The organism is Pseudomonas sp. Z3-8, from assembly GCF_051131975.1.
Classification (GTDB): Bacteria; Pseudomonadota; Gammaproteobacteria; order Pseudomonadales; family Pseudomonadaceae; genus Aquipseudomonas.
In genome coordinates, this window is the sequence record NZ_CP071643.1 from 3,095,796 (window position 1) to 3,113,835 (window position 18,040).

Here is an 18,040-nt window from a genome sequence, read left to right on the forward strand (position 1 = left end):
GTACGGCTCAATTGCTTGCGGTCGATGTCGTGGCATGCCGGGCCAGCCAGGTGTGCAGCAGCGCGAAGTTCAAGGAGAACTCGGGCATTTGCAGCAAGGCGCCACAGAACACTTCACCGATGATTTTCTGGATAAGCCGCACGGCCCGCGCATCGCCCAGCAGCGTGGCGAGGTCCTTGCTCAGCACGTTGAAGCTCCAGACCTTCTGGTTCAGGTCCAGGCCGACGAACCAACGGAACAGCAGGTTGTAATTGAGTTGTTCGTAGAGTTGCTGCTCACTGGGCACCGAATAGAGCAATTGCAGCAGCAGGATGTGCATGGCCGTCTGCGGCGCGATGAGCATGCCGGCATCGGCGTTGAGGCCCTGCAGCACGTCGCGGTGTTCGGCCAGCAGGTCGTCGATCTGTGGCCGTAACAGCACCAGGGAATGACCCTGGGGGATGTAGCTGGACACTTCCTTGAGCGCGCCCTGCCAGTCATCCTGGGAAACGATCCAGACCCACGGCGCACCGTAGCGATACACCGAGACCGGCTGCTTGCGCGCCGCCTCGACGATCTTCGATAGCCGCTGGTCCAGCTCCTGCATGCCCACTTTCGAATAACGTTCCATAGTCCCCATTGCCTCACTCCCGGCTTCGCGCCCCGGCTCCAAACGACCTGAGAGGTCCCCTCGAACACGTCACACAGGCATGACGGGAATGGCGATGTGCTACCGAACTTTTGTCATGAAAGCTTCATTTGAGAGAGCGCCGCAGCTGTGGCGAGGGAGCTTGCTCCCGCTGGGGTGCGCAGCAGCCCTGAGAAGGCCGCTGGAGATCAGCCTGACGCACCGCGGTGACTGGATTGGGGCCGCTTCGCAGCCCAGCGGGAGCAAGCTCCCTCGCCACGGGTAATGGGTGCCCGAGGATGCCCAGGCACAACAACCCCTGTGGGAGCGAGCCTGCTCGCGAAGGCGGCAACTCGGTTTACAAGCTCAACCGCCCCCGCTCCTCCTCGGTCAACCGCTGCCGCGCCTGCTCGTCCAACGGCCCGGCACCCAGCACCTGCACCGGACTGGCCGGATCATAGGTGCGTGGTGCTTCACGGCTGGCGCCATCACGCGAAGGCGCCAGTTGCTCGGAGCCGAAACTCACCACCTGCACGGTAAACACCGAGGCCTGGTTCTGCCGCGCCGCGTTCTGCTGCTGGCGCGCCACGTCTTCCGCCGCTTGCGTGGCCGAGGACGCCGCCGAACTGGCCGAGGTGATCGCCCCGGTGTTCACCGAAGCCGCCAGCGGCACGCCGGTGGATTTGCCCTGGGTCTGGATGTTGGCCGCGTTGACCACGGTCAACGCCGCAATGTTGACGTTACCTGACACGCGGATCCCCGCCTCGCCCGCATCGATGGTGCCCAGCGGCGCGATCAGGTCGATATCCCCCGGCGCTACCTCTGGAATCGGGTTGAGAGTGGCAATACCCGCCCCGGTGCTCGGCACCGACGGCGACAGGGTCACGTTGCCCCAGGTGTCGTACAGGCGCTTGGGCGGCGTGTACACCACGGTAGTCTTCGAACCACGACCGGCGTTGATGTCGCCTTGTGCTGACCAGCCGAGGATCGAGCCACCAAAAGTGGTCATGATCCGGCTCTGCCCTAGCAGGATGCTGTTCTTGGCGTACAACTGGATATCGCCCTCGCCCTGGGTAATGACCCCGGCGGTGGACGGCGGCGCGTTGCCTTCGATGCCGAACGTCTGCCCGCCGCCTGGGGTGAGCATCTGGATGCTGCCGCCGAAATCGGTGTGCACCCCTGCCCCGCCAAACAGGGTGATATCGCCCTTGTAGGTGATCGCATTGCCCGCCACATCCTTGCTCGGGAACAACAACTCGATCGCCTCTCGTCCGCGCAGGTAACTGCCCTGGCGCACGCCGCCGACTTCGTTGTACTCGCGGCCACCGGCCTTGAGCTCGGCAAAGTACACGTCGCGGGCGAACATCCGTTGCTGCTCGGCCGGCAACGCGGCGAAGAAACTGCGGGCCTGCTCGGTGTCGCCGCTGAAGCCGAAGCGCTCCTTGAGCCACTTCACCAGCTCCGCTTCGTAGGTCTTGGCGACCTTGCCATCCTGGTCCGCCAGGGGCACACCGGCCAGGGCTTGGTTCGCCGGGTCCAGGTACGCCCTGACGAAGCGCTGGTAATCCGCACCATCGAGGCCCGCGCCGGCCTGCAGCACCAGGCTTGCCCCAGGGCGCGAATCCCCCGGCACCACGGCGCCAATGCTGGTGATGCTGACTTTGTCGTCCATCAGGATGTTGCGCCCGGCAGTGATCTCCAACAGGCCGGGGCCGGCGACGTTGAAGTTGCTGTAGAGGATGTCGCGCCCGGCTGAAACGATGGAGATGTCGGTAGGGTTGTTGTGGATGAAGAGGTTGCCGGCGCTGGTGTATGCCCCTCCGTTGTCAGCGTTCCCACCGCGCCCGCCGCTTAGTGGTGTACCGCTGCTGACTATGTCTCGCCCGGCCATCATCCACACGGCCCCGTTACCTTCGTAGTAGCTCCGCCCGAGTCGACTATCGTTTGAAGTGGTAAACGTCACCACCCGCCCGCTATTGACCGCCAGCAAGTCGCCTCTGAGCGCATAGAAACGTGCTGGATCGCTATTGCCTACCCATTCGCTGGAGGCGCTACTGCTATCAAAAGCGAACAGCGGCAGGATAGCCGTGGAGGGCGCACGGTTTCCGTCGGCGGAGAGATTACTGACCACCACATTGTCATCGGTGAGTCCCATAAACGCTGGTCGTAATGGTGTAGCCATCGCTGCGGACGAGGCACCGGAGCGACTGACCGTCAGGTCGCCGCCGTAGATGGAGTCTCCGGCCAGGAACTGAAGCTGGCTATTGATCCCAGGTGCAAGCAGCAAGGCTGAACGATAACTACCATCGTAGCCGCCAATGCCAATGTTTTTTGCCTCACCGTAGTAGAGACTGCCACTGGCCGCTACGGCGCGCAGGATGGAGGGGTACAGCACCGCCAGGTCCGTCTCGACCCCTGACACCAAAGGCGTCAGATTGCCCCCCGACGACCACAGGTCAATCGCCGTATTGGCCGTCCACAACGTGAACCAGCTCACACCTGATCCGTTGGTCTCGCCATTCTTGAAAGGCGAAACACTCATCATCGATGCTCGCCCCGGGTCGGAAATGTCTTGCACTACAAGGTCGCCCGAGGTCGAGAGATTGAACGTTGCGTCGCCCGGCACCAGGCTCAATCCGCCTGTTGCCTGCCCACGTGTGGCTCGATACGAATCATAGGCCCGGGTCTCCCCGGGGGTCTGGTCGGCGACTTGATTACCGTAGCGCAGATCGATACTACCGATGGTGCCGCTCTCTATATGGGCGTTGCCCCGCAAATTGATGACCGCACCGTTGAGATGGCCGGTCCTGAATAAGCTCTCGGGATTCAACGCCCCACTCACACGCAGATTGAGATCGCCACCACCGGTCAGCTGCAGGCTGCCATCAGCGCCCACACGCCCGGTGCTGCCCACCGCCAGCAACAGCCCCTGGCTACGAGGGTTGATGTTTGAGTTGAAGTCGCTACCGGCGAGTCGGTTCAGCACCCCCGCGTCACCCTTCACCTGTACATCCAGATCACCACCGCCCAGGGTCCCGAACCCGGTGAAAGCGGCCATTTGATCAGCGCCCCCCGCCTCCGTCGAGGCAGTATAACTGCCGAAGTTGATCCACCAGGCGGTCGGCTGGCTGTTCGCTGAATCACCATTGCCCTGGCGCCAGAGCCAATTGCCCACATTGGCCGAATCCTGGCCGATGTCGGCGGGATTCGGTCGGCCGACGGGGGTTGCAGCAGGCGCGGTCAGGTTGCCGCTGAGGTTTGCGCCAACCTTGAGCAACAAGTCACCGCCCGCATCCGGGTACCAGGCGCGGTAGAGACTTTCGGTGCCGCCATCGACCAGTTTTTCGTTACCGCCATCCTCATCGTTGAGCACCTTGCCGTTGGTGCCCAGGGCCTTGGGCTGATTGTAGGGATCGCCCGGGAACGTAGGCGCTGACGAGGTGCCGGCGGTATAGATGCCGAACAACGAATCCATGCGCAGGCTGCCGCCGCTCAGCAGTTCCAGGTCGCCGGTGCCGGTGCGAATGACGCTTGGACGGGTGCTGCCGGCAACCGCCTCATAATCCACATTTGCGGGGGCACAGACGCTCGGCGCCGCGTCGCAGAGTGACTGAACCGAATCAAACTGGAAAAACTGCGCAGCCGCCTGACTGATGACCTCGCCGGCCTTGACCTCAAAGCCAGAGCCTGCCAACTCATCCTCTGCGGCCTTGGTCCATTTGTAAGAAGCCTGAAGGGCACAGATACCGGCGAAATCCGCACAAAAGGCGTCAATCGAGTCATAACCAAAGTTGCTTATGATTTCCAGACCGACCGCTTGGCCAAGCTCCACCGTGATCCCCGCAGCCGCCAGTTCATCCACGCCCAGTTGAGTCCACTGATAGGTGCCCTTGGCCGGCACCGGCTTGCCGAACATGCCGTAGTGGCTATCGGCAAGACGCAAGTCACCTTGCACCGGCTCAGGCTGGACGATCCGGCTGTCTGCCGCCGCCGTATCGGCGCCGGCCACCAATCTCAGCGACCAGGACTGCGAACCCTCGGCGAGCATCGGCGCGATGGCCCACAGGCGCCCATCGCTGCCGGCAACATCCGGACGCAACTGCACCGATTCAACGCCATTGGGCAACTTCACATCGGTGCCGGACGGGATCAGTGAACCACGGTTCAGGACCAGGCTATTCTCGAGCTTCAGGATGTTGGTTTGCGCATTGCTGGCGTTTGCCACATTGGGCAGCGCCACACCCTTGGGCCAGGTAAAACCGCGCAGCGTCGCGGCATCGTTCAGCACGCTGCCGGCACCCAGACGTGAGCCGGCGTCGAGCGTCTGGGCCTGACTCAACAGGGTGCCCGCCGGGAACAACAGGTTGCCAGCCGCATCGTGAACCGCGGCCGCCAATACCGTGCCGGCCGGCAAGTTCAACGGTTGATCGAGGACCACGGCCACCGGCAACCGGGTGCCGGCCGCCAGGGTCACGTTTTTGATCGGCAGGTCATAGTTCAACGTGGCCCCCGCCGGGAACGCCGTACCGTCGGCCAGGGTCACGCCGGCACCGGGGACAACGATGTCGCCACCCGTGAAGTCGATGCCGGGCAGCAACACCCAGCCTGTATCGTCCCGGGTAGGGGGCGGCGGCGCGAAACCGTCATTGATGCTGCCGTAGATGCTCAGGTCGCCACCGGCGCGCAGGGTCAGCGCTCCCGCCTCGCCGGAACCGTACACGGCGGTTTTCTGCGTGTGCGGGTTCACACTGGCGTAGCGATATCCGGACAGGTCCAGGTCACCCTGCACCACCAGGTCGCCGTCGGCCGTTGCGCTGACGATCTCGACGCCGGGCCGCAGGTGGAACGCATCGGCATAACGTGTGTTGTTCAAGCCGGCGAGCTTGCGTTGCATCAGGTCGCTGTTGCCATGCGCGGCTTTGATGAAGGTCGTGCTGTCCTCATGTTTGCGATCCAGGTACGCCTGGTCGATGACCTGATAAGGACGCCCGCTGGCGGCCGGGTCGCTGCCATACTCGGCATCGCTGTACTGCCACATACCGTTGACGGTAATTGACCGAGCGCCCTGGATATCCAGGTTTCCGCTGGCGTCGATAGCGATGTCACCGTGGGTGGCGTCCGGTCCGCTGCGGCGGGCGTTGAGTTCCAGCGTGCCCCGGGCGCGACCGTCATATTGTCCGGCCCGCGCCGCGGTGCCATGGCGCAGATCGATGCGCGCGCCGTCGGCCAAAGTCAACACACCGCCCCGCGAGGTCAGGTCGACCGTGGCGCGGTTCGGTGAGTCGATGATCTTTGCGTAGCTGTCCACCCGCAGGCGATTGCCATGGGCGTCGAGCATCGCGTTACCGCCAAGGGTCAGCGATCCACCGGCGGCGAGCCGGATGCTGCCGACCCGCTCACCGCTGGCGTCGACCTTGCCGGCGACCAGGAGATTGCCGTTATCCAGGGAAACGCCGATGGTCGAAGCCTTGAGTTCGTTGCCGATCACCAGGTCGCCCTGCTTGAGCTGGAAGCTGCGGGAGCCGAACACTTGTCCGTCGTTCAAACGTTGGTTCAACGCGGCGAACTGCTCGCTGAGGCTGCCACTGCCGCCCAGACGCTGAGCCTGGATTTCCACGCCACCGGCAAGGTACGGCATGGCCGTGCCACCGGCATCGTATTCGCCGGTGCTGCTGGCGAGGATTCGTCCTTGCAGGTCAACGACCCCCGCCGCGCTGCCCAAGGCCACGGCGCTGAGCCGTCCAGCCTGGTTGTGGCGGGCCGAGAGATCGATGCTTGAGCCAACCGCCTGGCGGATGTTGCCGTTCTGGCTTTTCAGGATGACTTCGCCACCGGCGCTGTAGCGGGTGACGTCGTTGAAGGTGACCGTGCGACCCGCCACGTCTATCAGCGCCTGATCCGCCAATGTCAGGTCATCCGTCGCGCTCAGGGTCAGTTTGCCGCTGGGCAGCACCACCGCACTGGCCAGGTTGAGGCTCGCGCCCTTGAACGACAGCTCGCCACCGAGCCCGGAGACAGCGCCCGGCTTCGCGGTCGTGCCCGTCACATTGATAGCCCCGCCCGCCGTGATGCGGTTGACCGATCCGGCTTCACCGGTGAGCAACGGGGTGAGGATATTCAGGTCGCCACCGCTGTAGGCGTAACCTGTTTTTGCGTCATAGGCCCCTTGGCTCTGATACACCGCCAGGCTGCCCTTGTGGTTGGCGGTCAGGCGTTCGCTGGCGCTGAGGTTGACGTTGGCGAAGCCCAGCGCCAGGCGATCCAGGGTAGTGATCGAGCTCGGTTGGGCGAACTGGCCATAGCCGAATTCGATGCGCTGGGCCTGGATGTCCAGGCGACCGGCACCGGTGCCGGCGCCGCCGGCAATCACCGAACCCGGCGCGCCGACAGCGCCGTTCCAGATCAGGTTGGCGGTGCGGATGGTCGCTACGTCATTGGCGTTACCAGCGCCGTAGATGGCCGGGGTGCTGAGCATCAGGTTGTTCAGGCGTGACTTGCCTGTTGTGGCGTCATAGGTGTCGAGGCTGACGGTGCCATAGAAGTTCAGTGCCTGACTGGCTGACAGTTCGAGGGTTTCCAGGGCCGGGGCGCCGTATTCGGTGTCCCCGCGCAGCAGGCGATCGAGCACGGTCTGGCTCAGGGTCAGACCGGCTGGCAGGACCTGGCGCGTCGCCGCGTCGCCCAGTGCCTGGGCGGTGCCGACGTTGATGTTGCTCAGGGCCAGGGTCAAATGGCGGGTGCCATAGCGCACCTCATCGCCCAACTCCAGGCTGCTGCCGGAGGCGGCAACGATGCTGCCTTCGGAGTGGATCCGAGTCACGCCACCGCAAGGCGTCAGGCTACATCCGCCGATGTTGACCGTGCCCGTGGTTCCGGACACAGGGGCCAACACATTGAGCAAGCCATTGGAGGCAGCAAGCGAGCTGTAGTTCTGGTTGCGCACATTGAAGTTATAGATAAAGCCGTCGCGCGCATCGTAGGCGGCCTTGCCCCGCCCGATGGTATTGATGGCGGCGCCTTGTTCCACCAACAGCTCACCACCATCGGCCAGGAGGAATACCTCAGGCGCCGAGAGGGTCGCACCTTCACGCAGGGCGACACTGCGAGACACCCGTTGCGGCGTGATGTAGTTACCACCCTGGCCATAAAGCACCGAAAACTGGCCGCCGATCACTTGGCGTGTGGCATTCAGAGCATTGAGGCTCTCGGCGTTGAGGGTCACGCCGTCGAAACCGGCCGTCGCCCCTCGTCCTTGGGCGACGACCTCAAGCGCGGTACCGTTGCTGGCGACCACCGCGACGGTGCCGCCGTATCCTCCGGTCTGAGGCGCGAACTTGCCGATCCCCTTGAAGGAGAAGGCCTGGTCTGCGGTGCCCTTTGCCAGATTCAGCTTCAACGTCTTGGCATCTACCGGCAACAACGCCCTGGGAACGCCCAAACGTGCAGCGTCGGCGACGGCGAACTGGGCGTAGGTGGTTTCGTTGTATTGCGAGTAGCGACGCAGCACATCGCCGGAGGTCAGGATGAGTTGGCTGGACAAGCTGTTGCGTTGCCCGGTATTGGCCACTGACAAGACCCCGGCGGTGGTCCACGAACCGTTGCGCATCTGTTGCGCCCCCGTAGCGGAGGCTGGCCCCGCCAAACCGTTGACCTCGACCCGGAACGCTCCCGGCAGCAAAGCATAGGTGGACGGCATCAGCGTATAGGTACCCGCGGCAAGCCCTGGAACACCAGCGCCAATGGTGATTTGCTGCCCTACCCTTGGGTCCACCGCGCCGCCTTCGGCAGCGACCGGAGCGTACTGGCTCCGATTGCCCGGCACGATGGCATAGACCGGGTTGCTGGACAGGCCCGGCAAGGTGAAACCGCCGTTGGCGCCGATTTGCACCAGCGGGTTGAAACGCGCATCGGTGGAACCGCCACGGCCGGAGATGAAACCCGCGCCGAGCAAGTCGCCACCACCGGAAAGGTCAAGCACCGCGCCTTCCTGGCCCGCCACGGACTTGCCGCCGAGAATCACGCCAATGTTGAGGTCGCCGTTCTCGGAAGGCACCGCGCCTTGTCCCAGCAGTACGACCTTCTTGCCAGCGTACGCATAACTTTGACCATCGACGGTGCCGCCATATGGCATCACCAAACCCGCGCCACTCACTGAGGTCAGGCTGCCCGGCAACAGGTTTATCCGATCAGTAATGGCTTCCCCGGGGCCACCATTGGTACCGATCTCAATCAACCCTAGCGGTGCCCGCACTACCCCGCCCTGCTCGATCCTGGCACTGCCCAGTTGCAGACGCCCGAATGCCGAGTAAGGCACTTGGGGCGAGGCTTGGCCGGTCCGCCCGATGACCAGGCTGCGTAGAGAATCGTAGCGTGGAATTCCCCCTTCGGCGATGCTCCAACCCGCCAGGACGCGCGCCCCAACGCCAGTCGTGGGATATAGCTGCGCCGCTTGCAGCAGCATGTCCGATGGAGTCACCAGTTGGGTGGTAAAGCCTGCAGGCAGTCCATCGCTTGAGAACCCAGCCAGGAATCGCAAATCACCCTGGCTGCTTAACTGAACACGGTCGAAACCGGCGCGCTCCAGCGCGACGGTGCTCCCGTCAGCCTGGCGCACAGTGCCTTTGCTACTGAACATCACACTGCCCTGAACATCCAGCAGGTCCGCGTCGATTAAAAACACTGCCTTGTTCGCCAGGAGCGAAACACCACCCTCGATCAGCGGCCGGGTGTATTGCTCCTTGTTCAGAAGAGCGGCCGCCGGACCCGATAACAGCACATGGGAAGCATTGAGCTGGACGCGGGTGTTGGCTGGCGCGGATGCGCTCGTTACAAAGCCGCGGGCGTACAGGCTCAGGCTTTGATCAAGAGACAGCGACACGTCACCCTCGATGCTTAACAGCCCATTGCTCAACAACGCCAGGTTGTCGAAGCCACCCGCCTGGACCTGATCCACGCCCAAGCGGGCGTGACCGTAGACAAGTGAATCCGCCGAGGCCTCGGCCGTGTCGCCCAACAGGCTCGCCTGGGCATTCTGCCCCAGCACCAGCTCACGCGCCTGCATGACCCGCTCATTGAGGGCATTATTGAGGTAATACGGCGTTTCCAGGGCTACCGATAAGCTGCCCCCAGCCGCCCCTTTGCCACCCGAACGAGCGCTGAATTCGCCGTCCAGGTACAAACCATTCGCCGACGCCAGGGAAATACTGCCGCCATTGCTCGCCACCGACGTACGCCCCTGGCCGTGAATATTCAACACGGCCTGGCTGCCATCCGCTTGCAGACGCGCGCCCTCGCGCACCACGACAAACAGTTCGGATGCTGTAGCCGAACCTTTCGCGGCATCGATCTGACCACCAATGACAATCTGCCCGCCGTCACGTACCAGGCCATAGGTCTGACCGCGCATATCCTGGGCGGTCACGGCCCGACTGGAAACGTCGATCAGCGCCTGCTCACCCAGCCAGATGGAACGACCATGGCCCTGGGCATTGACACGTTCGCCGTTTCCATCATTGACGCTCAATCCGCTGAGGCTGACCCGCCCGCCCCAGGCGTTGAGCGTACCGTTGACAGTCAGTTGACCGATGCTGCGCACATCGATGCCTTGGCCCGGGTCGACGCTGATCACGCTGCCCTTGCCCAGGTTCAACACCGTGCTGGCCATATCAGCAGCGCTGGAGTTCGCGGTGCCGGCATTGAGGCTCAGGCTCGCGCCCCGCCGCTGCGTGAGAACGCCTTTGATCGCATCTTCCTGGTACAGCTCCGGCGTCCAGCGCTGCAACGCATCGACCGGCTCTGCATCGCTACCGGTGCTCAACGCCTGCTCGCCGAAGCGGTACACCGGCATCGCCACATCGACCCGGGTTCCGTCGGCCACCGTCAAGCCATGGTTGCCGGTGATGTCATAGGCGGAGAAACCCTTGTCGAAGAAATCGCCGCCCAGTTGCAAGGTTCCCGGTTCCAATGACGAACCACTGTTGCCGATCAGCACCTTGTTGGCCGCCAGCTTCAAGGTCCCGCCGCCCGTCACGCCGGTGCCGCGCAGTTCTCCGTCCAGGTTCAAGGCGCCGTTGTCGGACAATGCGCTGAGCCCGGCGGTCAAGGTCAAATCGCCGCCCTTGCCGCCGCGCGTCTTGCCATCGGCCATGACGGCGGCACCGGAGCTGACATCGATGAGGCTGCCCTGGCCCAAGTCAATGTCGCCGCCGCTGCGTACGGACACGCTGCCGCCGTTGATGAACGGCAGTTCCTGGCGATCGCCGCCATCCACCAGCAGGTTGCTCCACCGGCCGGCGGTATTCAGCGTCACGCCTTCGGCCAATGTGACCTTTGCCCGCTGACCGGCGACCGGCGAAAGTGTAACGTCCTCAATCTTGAAATTATCGGTCCTGACCTGTTTAAGCACGTTACCCAAGGCAATGCGACCGCTGCGGGCCGTCAGGTCGGCGTTCACTTCGACCTGCGGCGCGTAAAGCGTGATATCGCCGCCGTCGGCCACGTTGAGCGTGCCATCGACTTTGATGCCCTCAGTAGCCGCAACCTTGACCGCGCCGAGCTGGAAGCCATTGAGCAGTTCGTTGTCCAGCGCCAGCTTCCCTTGCCGATCGCTACCGACCACCGAGGTCAGATCCAGGCCCGCAGCAATCTTGTCGGCCACCTTGCCGACGGTGACCTGATCGAAAGTGGGGCTCAGGCCACTGTTGATCACGCCGCTGGTATCGTCGTAGATCGGCGTGTAGCTGCCCACCCACAACTGCGCCCGACGGGCCACGGCGTTTTGCGATTGCTGGTAGCCGTCGAGGTTGAGGTTCGGTATCTGGGTCTGGCGTTCGCCCTGGTAGACCTCGCCAACGATCTGGCCTTCCAGCACCGCGTTGCGGGTCGACACCAACAGCTTGCCGGCATCGCGGCCGACGGTGTAGCCGGTTTCAAAGCGCTCGCGCGGGGCGATCAGCGGGTTGTAGTAGTAATCAGTCTGGCCCCAGCGTTGGCTGTGGTCTTGGTAGCCCTTGTAGATGCCGGTGTAGAGGATGTCCCCCGGCGCCTTGGACAAGTCATACAAACGCCCGTTGGGGCCCTTGAGCCAGGACTGGCGCAGATAACCACTCTGCACATCCAGGGTACCGCCGGACAGGTTCAACTGCGCCGCCTGCTGAGTCACCACGTCGTTACCGGTGAACGTCAGGGTGCCGCCTTGCGCTGCCCATTCACCGGCGCTGTGGCCTCGGGTCCCCAGATAGCCGCCGACTTCCAACAAACCACCCGCCGTGTACCAGCGGTCGGTGGAGTAACCGTTGGTGCCAGCCGGGACGTAGACCAAATCCCGCACGTCCACCCACACGTCGTTGCTGGTCAACTTGCCGCCCTCGCGGTTGACCGGGGCGTCGCGCTGTTCATTGCCCTGCACGTTGACCTTGATGGAGTTGGACTCCATCGCCACCTTGACACCAATGGCGCCGGACACGTCGATCACGGCTCCGTCGCGCACCAGACTGCGCCCGGCCGCGCTGACCGCGACCTGGCCGCCGGTAGCCAGGGTGATGGAACCGTTCTGGAAGTCGACGCTACCACCACTGACGATCTCGACCCGCGACTGGTCGGTGCGGTCAACCACGCTGCTGAGGTTGGTGAACTGGCCGCTGATCAGGTTGTTCGGCGTGCCGTCCAGACCCGCGGGCCCGGCGTTGCGCTGGCTGTCCAGGGCGCTGCCGCCTGCGGCGTCGAGCAGCACTGCGGTCGCGCTGCCCTGCCCCAGGGTCACGCTGCCGCTGCTGTCACTCGCGGCGTTGAGCAGATGCACGGTGCCGCGGGTGTCCACCGAACTGCTGGCAACGGCCACGCCGTTCTGCTCAACCTGGTGTCCGGTGAGGGTGATGTCGCCGGTGCTGGCCTGGATCAGGCCGCTGTTGATCACCGTGCCGGCGCTACTGCCCGATTTGACGGCTGTTGCCACCTCGTTCCCACGGGTCGTGGAACGCAGGTTGCCGCTGGTGCCCTGGCCACGCCGGATGTAGAAGCTGTCGCCTGCCGCCAGGGTGGTCTGGCCCTTGGCGGTGATGATCGAACCGGCGTTTTCCACTTCCGAGCCCAACAGCAAGGCATACCCGCCCCCGGCGGTGGAAGTGGCTGCGCGGTGGGTTTCGATCAGCGCGCCCTGTTGCACTTGGACCTTGCCGGCTGCGTCGGTGAAGGTCGGCTGGCTGCCGCTGGCATCGACGTACAAGCCGCGCTGGCTGAATTGCTCATCGCTGATGTTCGCCGCCACCGCCGCCAGGTTGCGCACGTTGACCTGGCTGCTGCCGCTGAAAATGATGCCGTTGCGGTTGACCAGCATTACCGTGCCGTTGCCCTTGATCTGGCCCTGGATCTGGCTCGCTCGCGCCTGGGGGTCATTGACCCGGTTGAGCACGGCCCAGTCCGACTGCTGCTGGAAATCCACCGTGGTGTTACGGCCGACGTTGAAGGTCTCCCAGTTGAGAATCGCCTTGTCGGCGGTCTGCTCGATCTTCACCGTGGTCTTGCCACCGGCCTGGGCCTGCTGCGGTCCCTTGGCGTTGAGCCAGCCCTGGGTCAGGCTGTTATCGACCTTGAGTCCGCCCTCGCCCAAACCGTCAGGCACCACCTGAACTTGGCCGAGTGCGGCTTGCCGTCCCGCTGCCTGGGCAGCCTGCTGGGCCGCAATGGCGGCCACAGTGTTATTCAAGTTGGTCAGCGAACGCTGCAACTGCGCATTGGCCCGTTGCTGCTGCGCCAAGGGTGGCGGCATGCCTGGCTGCGCCGTTGCAGGACGCCCCGCACCGCCGGCCTGAGGCGCGCCCTTGGCGGCAAACCAGGCCGAACTGAACGCCGTCGCTGCGTGGGCATTGCCGGCCACCATCAGCAGCGCAATGGCCTGGGCCAGCGGCTTGAGCCGCAACATCGACAATTCGCCATCGCGACGTGGAGCATTCAGGTTCGTCTGGGGTTTGCAGCGCAGCATCCTACTCATCCTTTCGGGTTCGCTCTAAAGGGGCGCAACGCAGTGCTATCAAGCTGCCAGCGTTGGTTATAGGGGTTAGGCGGTTACAACCGCTCGGGACCGAACGCTTGTCATGAAAATTTCATATAGCTGTGTTCGTACGTCTATGACGCAAAAATCAGCAACGGCTTGCGCCGTTGCTGATCGGGTATTGCGGGTCGTTCAAGCGTGGGCTTACAACGGACGACCGATGGCGTTGCAGGTGTTGGTGTTGCCGATGCTCAGACCGTTGGAAGCGGTGACGAAGGATTCACGAATGGCGGTTTTCCAGGCCGAAGGCAGTGGCACGAAACGGTTGGAGGTGATGGCCGAATCGTTGTTGACCAACGAACCGTAGTGGCGGCTGAAGAAGTTGCGAACCTGAGTGGTCTGGGTTGCATCGGCGTAGCACTGGCTGAAGATCACGTTGGTGAAGCCCAGGATCGGGTAGCCAGTGGTTGGGTAGGCCACGACGCTTGGGTCGTTAGGGTTGGCAGCGGCAGCGAACACTGGCACCCAGGCGTTCGGGTTGGCGCGGTTGGCGAGGGCTGGTACCGGAACAGCAGCGATAGCGGCCGAAACGTTGGCTGGCGCTGGGGAAACACCGGCAACGCGAGCAACCTTGGTGGCATCACCCAGGCCGTCCAGGGTGGTAGCAGCGTAATCCGGGCTCATGTAGGTAATGCGACCTTGGGCAGCATTCAACGCAGTCATCACAGCCTGGCTACCAGTGGCGGAAACAGCACCGGCTGGCAGGCCGCCGCTGTAGCTGGAGGCGAAGTTGGTGGTGACCGCGAAGGTGCCGGTTTCAGCGCACTTGGCGTTCAGGAAGCGGGTGAACAGCTCGGTGGTGCCGCTGCTCTCGGCACGGTAGACCACGGTGATCGCGCCGGTACGGCCCGAACCGGTGATCTGGCTCCAGTCGGTCAAACGGCCGGAGAACACACCGCACAACTGGTTGACGCTCAGGTCAACGTTGGCAGTGCCGGTCTTGTTGAACGGAATGGCAACCGAAGTGGCAACCGAAGGCACCTGGATCAATGGACCCCAGGCGGCACCGTGGGCGCTGACGTAGGTGCTCAGTTCGGTGGCGCTGAGCTTGGAGTCGCTGCCGGCCCAGTGCACGTTCTTGTTGGTGGTGCCAGGCACGAACTTGGTGTAGTCATTGGTCAGGAAAGCGGCCTTGCCAGCACCGCTGCCCACGCCGATGTAAGGGGCGAAACCGGCAGTCAGTACGCCGGAGGTCTGGTACAGCGGCTGAGGCAAGGTAGCACCACCGCCATTGACATCAGCCATGGCGGCCTGAGCGGCGCAGAGGCCGGCGAGGGTCAGGGATACCGCGAGAACGTTGCGCTTAAACATGAAGAATCTCCTTTCATCGTGTTCGTACGTAGGTTGGGTGACGCGTGCTTGCCGTCATGGCGCTCGGTCCTGTGCCGGTGGCGATGGGGTGAGGCCATGGGTTAGAAATTCGCAGCTTCCGGTGACAGATAAAGGAAAAAACCTCGGGAGCTGAGGGCTGTTTTTCGGGTTTTTTCCTCGGGTGTTCGAGGGCTCTGGGTTGAGGGTCCGGGCTGGTTTTGCGGGGGTATGGCAAGGGTTGCCAGCGAAGTCGGCGGCAGGCGGTCGTGCGGCGGAGAAACATGACAGAACGAGGAACCCGAGTTTGGCGCGGGCATGACACGGGAGGTGTTGTGGCAGTGCAAAAATATTCGCAGCTTTTGTGGCGCGTCTTGCTACTGCACCAACTGATTGATCTCGATGATCGGCAGCAGCACCGCCATGACGATCACCAGCACCACCCCGCCCATGACCACGATCATCAATGGCTCCAGCAGCGCCGTCATGCCCATGGCGCGGCGTTCGATGTCGCGGGACAGCGTTTGCGCGGCACGTTCGAGCATGGGTGGCAGGCAGCCGGTCTTTTCGCCGCTGGCGATCAGGTGGATCAGCACCGGCGGAAAGACTTTTTCCACCCGCAACGCCGCTGCCAGGTTGACCCCTTCGCGAACCTTGGCCGTGGCATCGCTGACGCTCAGGCTCAGGCGGTCGTTGGAGAGGGTCTGGCGCGCGGCCTCCAGCGCTCGCAGCAAGGGCACTCCGGCGCCACCGAGGATCGCCAGGGTCGAGGCGAAACGCGCGGTGTTGAGGCCCAGCACAAATCGCCCGATCAGCGGCAGGCGCAGCACCCGCGCGTGCCAGTTCAACCGCGCCGCCGGCTGGCGCAGGTACAGACGCCAACTCCAGAACCCCCCGGCCAGGACGCAAAAACACAGCCAGCCCCAGGCCCGGATGAAGTCGCTGGCGGTGAGCATCGCCAAGGTCAGCCCGGGCAAGTCCTGGCGGGCCTGGGAGAACGCGCTGACCACCTGGGGCACCACGTAGCTGAGCAGGAAAATCACGATGGCGACCGACACCAGTCCCACCACGCCGGGATAGATGAACGCCGTGAGGATCTTGCCCCGCAGGTTGTTGCGCTCCTCGATGTAGTCCGCCAACCGCTCCATCACCTGGGCCAGGTCGCCGGACTCTTCGCCGGCGGCAATCAGCGCCCGGTAGATTTCCGGAAAGTCCCGTGGCCGCGCCGCCAAGGCTTCGGCCAGGCGCATGCCACTGCGCACATCGGCGCGCACGGCGCTGAGGGTCTGGGCGATGTGCTTGCGCTCCGCCTGCTCCACCGTCGCACTCAGCGCGGCCTCCAGCGGCAGGCTGGCGCCCAGCAGGCTCGCCAGTTGCCGGGTGGCCCAGGCCAGGTCGTTGTCCGAGAGTTTGGCACCGAACAGACCGCCGCCGTTGGCCTGCGCCGTGTTGCGCTCGAGTTGCACTTGCAACGCCGTCAGCCCGCGACTGCGCAGCAGGCTGAATGCAGCGCCCTGGCTGTCGGCTTCCAAGTGCCCGGATTCGATCTTGCCCTGGGCGTCGGCGGCTTCGAAACGGTAGCGATTCATCAGGCGTCCCGTGTTACGCGGAGGATTTCTTCAGGCGCGGTGGCGCCACTGCGCACCCAGCGTTCGCCGTCTTCGCGCATGCTGAACATGCCGGCCTGGCGGGCCGCGGCGCGCAGCGCCTGCTCCCCTGCCCCTTGATGGATCAGCGTGCGAATGTCGTCGTCGATGCAGAACAGTTCATGAATGCCGGTGCGGCCGCTGTAGCCGGTCTGGTTGCAACTCGGGCAACCCACCGGGCGCCAGGTGCCGGGGGTGGCCGGTTCGGGTTGCTTGCAGTGCGGACAGAGCCTGCGCACCAGCCGCTGGGCCAGCACGCCGAGCATCGACGAGGCCAGCAGGAAGGGTTCGACGCCCATGTCGATCAGACGGTTGATCGCCGACACCGCGTCGTTGGTGTGCAACGTTGCCAACACCAGGTGACCGGTGAGCGAGGCCTGCACGGCAATTTGCGCCGTCTCCAGGTCGCGGATTTCACCGATCATGATGATGTCCGGGTCTTGGCGCAGTATCGCCCGCAGGGCCAGGGCGAAGGTCATGTCGATTTTCGCATTGACCTGGATCTGGCTGATGCCCGGCAGGTCGTACTCCACCGGGTCTTCGACGGTAAGGATGTTGTGCACGCTGGCGTCCAGCCGCGCCAGGGCGGCGTAGAGGCTGGTGGTTTTGCCGCTGCCCGTAGGGCCGGTGACCAACACAATGCCGTGGGGCTGGCGGATCAGGTGGTCGAGCTTGCCGAGCACGTCCGGGTCCATCCCCAAAGTTTCCAGTTGCAAGCGTCCGGCCTGTTTGTCCAGCAGGCGCATCACCACCCGTTCGCCGTGGCCAGTGGGCACGGTGGAGACGCGGATGTCGATCGGCCGCCCGGCGACACGCAAGGCGATGCGGCCGTCCTGGGGCAGGCGTTTTTTCGGCGATGTCGAGCTGGGCCATGATCTTGATCCGCGACACCAGCGCGCCGTGCAAGGCCTTGCGCGGCGAGACCACGTCACGCAGCGTGCCGTCGACCCGATAGCGCACCACCGAATGGCTCTCGTAGGGTTCGATGTGGATGTCGCTGGCCTCGTCCCGGGCGGCCTGGGTCAGCAGCGCGTTGATCATGCGGATCACCGGCGCGCCGTCCTGGGTGTCCAGCAGGTCGGTTATTTCGGGAATGTCCTGCATCAACCGGTCGAGGTCCACCTCGTTTTCCGCCGCGCCGACCACGGCGGCAGCACTGCCGGTGTCGGCGTAGGCGGTATTGAGCAGGCCGTCGAGCTCCTCGTCACGCACCCGCTCCAGGCGGACCTCGCCGAACTGGCGACGCACTTCGCTGATCGACCAGCCCGGCGTCGACGGGCACACCATCAGCACCGCCTCTTCCCCGGCCTGGCGCAATACCAGGCGCTGGGCCTTGGCCCAGGCGTATGGGAGGGTGTTCATGCCGACACCTCGGGTTCATGAGTCGTCTGGGCACCCTGTGGGAGCGAGCCTGCTCGCGAAGGCGGTGGG

4 protein-coding genes and 1 pseudogene are annotated in these 18,040 nt (G+C 64.1%); all 5 read right to left on the reverse strand.

Annotated features, from left to right (window positions below; all coding sequences use genetic code 11):
* Positions 1-7 precede the first annotated feature (7 nt).
* The 5 genes and pseudogenes from J3P94_RS14225 to gspE all read right to left on the reverse strand — a co-directional run bounded on the left by J3P94_RS14225 (position 8) and on the right by gspE (position 17,971).
* Positions 8-610 (reverse strand): transposase, encoded by a 603-nt coding sequence (locus J3P94_RS14225; RefSeq protein WP_370871120.1) that lies wholly within the window; start codon positions 608-610, stop codon positions 8-10.
* 355 nt (positions 611-965) lie between these two features.
* Positions 966-13,586 (reverse strand): filamentous haemagglutinin family protein, encoded by a 12,621-nt coding sequence (locus J3P94_RS14230; protein WP_434568444.1) that lies wholly within the window; start codon positions 13,584-13,586, stop codon positions 966-968.
* A 213-nt stretch (positions 13,587-13,799) separates the two neighbouring features.
* A complete protein-coding gene (locus J3P94_RS14235) occupies positions 13,800-14,966 on the reverse strand; it encodes a substrate-binding domain-containing protein (RefSeq protein WP_434568445.1) in 1,167 nt (388 codons plus the stop codon).
* Positions 14,967-15,340: 374 nt separating this feature from the next.
* Positions 15,341-16,552: a type II secretion system inner membrane protein GspF gene (gene gspF / locus J3P94_RS14240; RefSeq protein ID WP_434568446.1), complete on the reverse strand. Its 1,212-nt coding sequence runs from the start codon at positions 16,550-16,552 to the stop codon at positions 15,341-15,343.
* Positions 16,552-17,971, reverse strand: a pseudogene (gspE, locus tag J3P94_RS14245) (type II secretion system ATPase GspE). Before gspE ends, gspF begins: the two are co-directional and overlap by 1 nt.
* Positions 17,972-18,040: the final 69 nt, after the last annotated feature.

Bases quoted from the DNA above. Each gene is read 5' to 3' on its own strand.
- J3P94_RS14225 (WP_370871120.1), bottom strand. From the start codon at position 610: ATGGAACGTTATTCGAAAGTGGGCATGCAGGAGCTGGACCAGCGGCTA.
- gspF (WP_434568446.1), bottom strand. From the start codon at position 16,552: ATGAATCGCTACCGTTTCGAAGCCGCCGACGCCCAGGGCAAGATCGAA.
- J3P94_RS14235 (WP_434568445.1), bottom strand. From the start codon at position 14,966: ATGTTTAAGCGCAACGTTCTCGCGGTATCCCTGACCCTCGCCGGCCTC.
- J3P94_RS14230 (WP_434568444.1), bottom strand. From the start codon at position 13,586: ATGCTGCGCTGCAAACCCCAGACGAACCTGAATGCTCCACGTCGCGAT.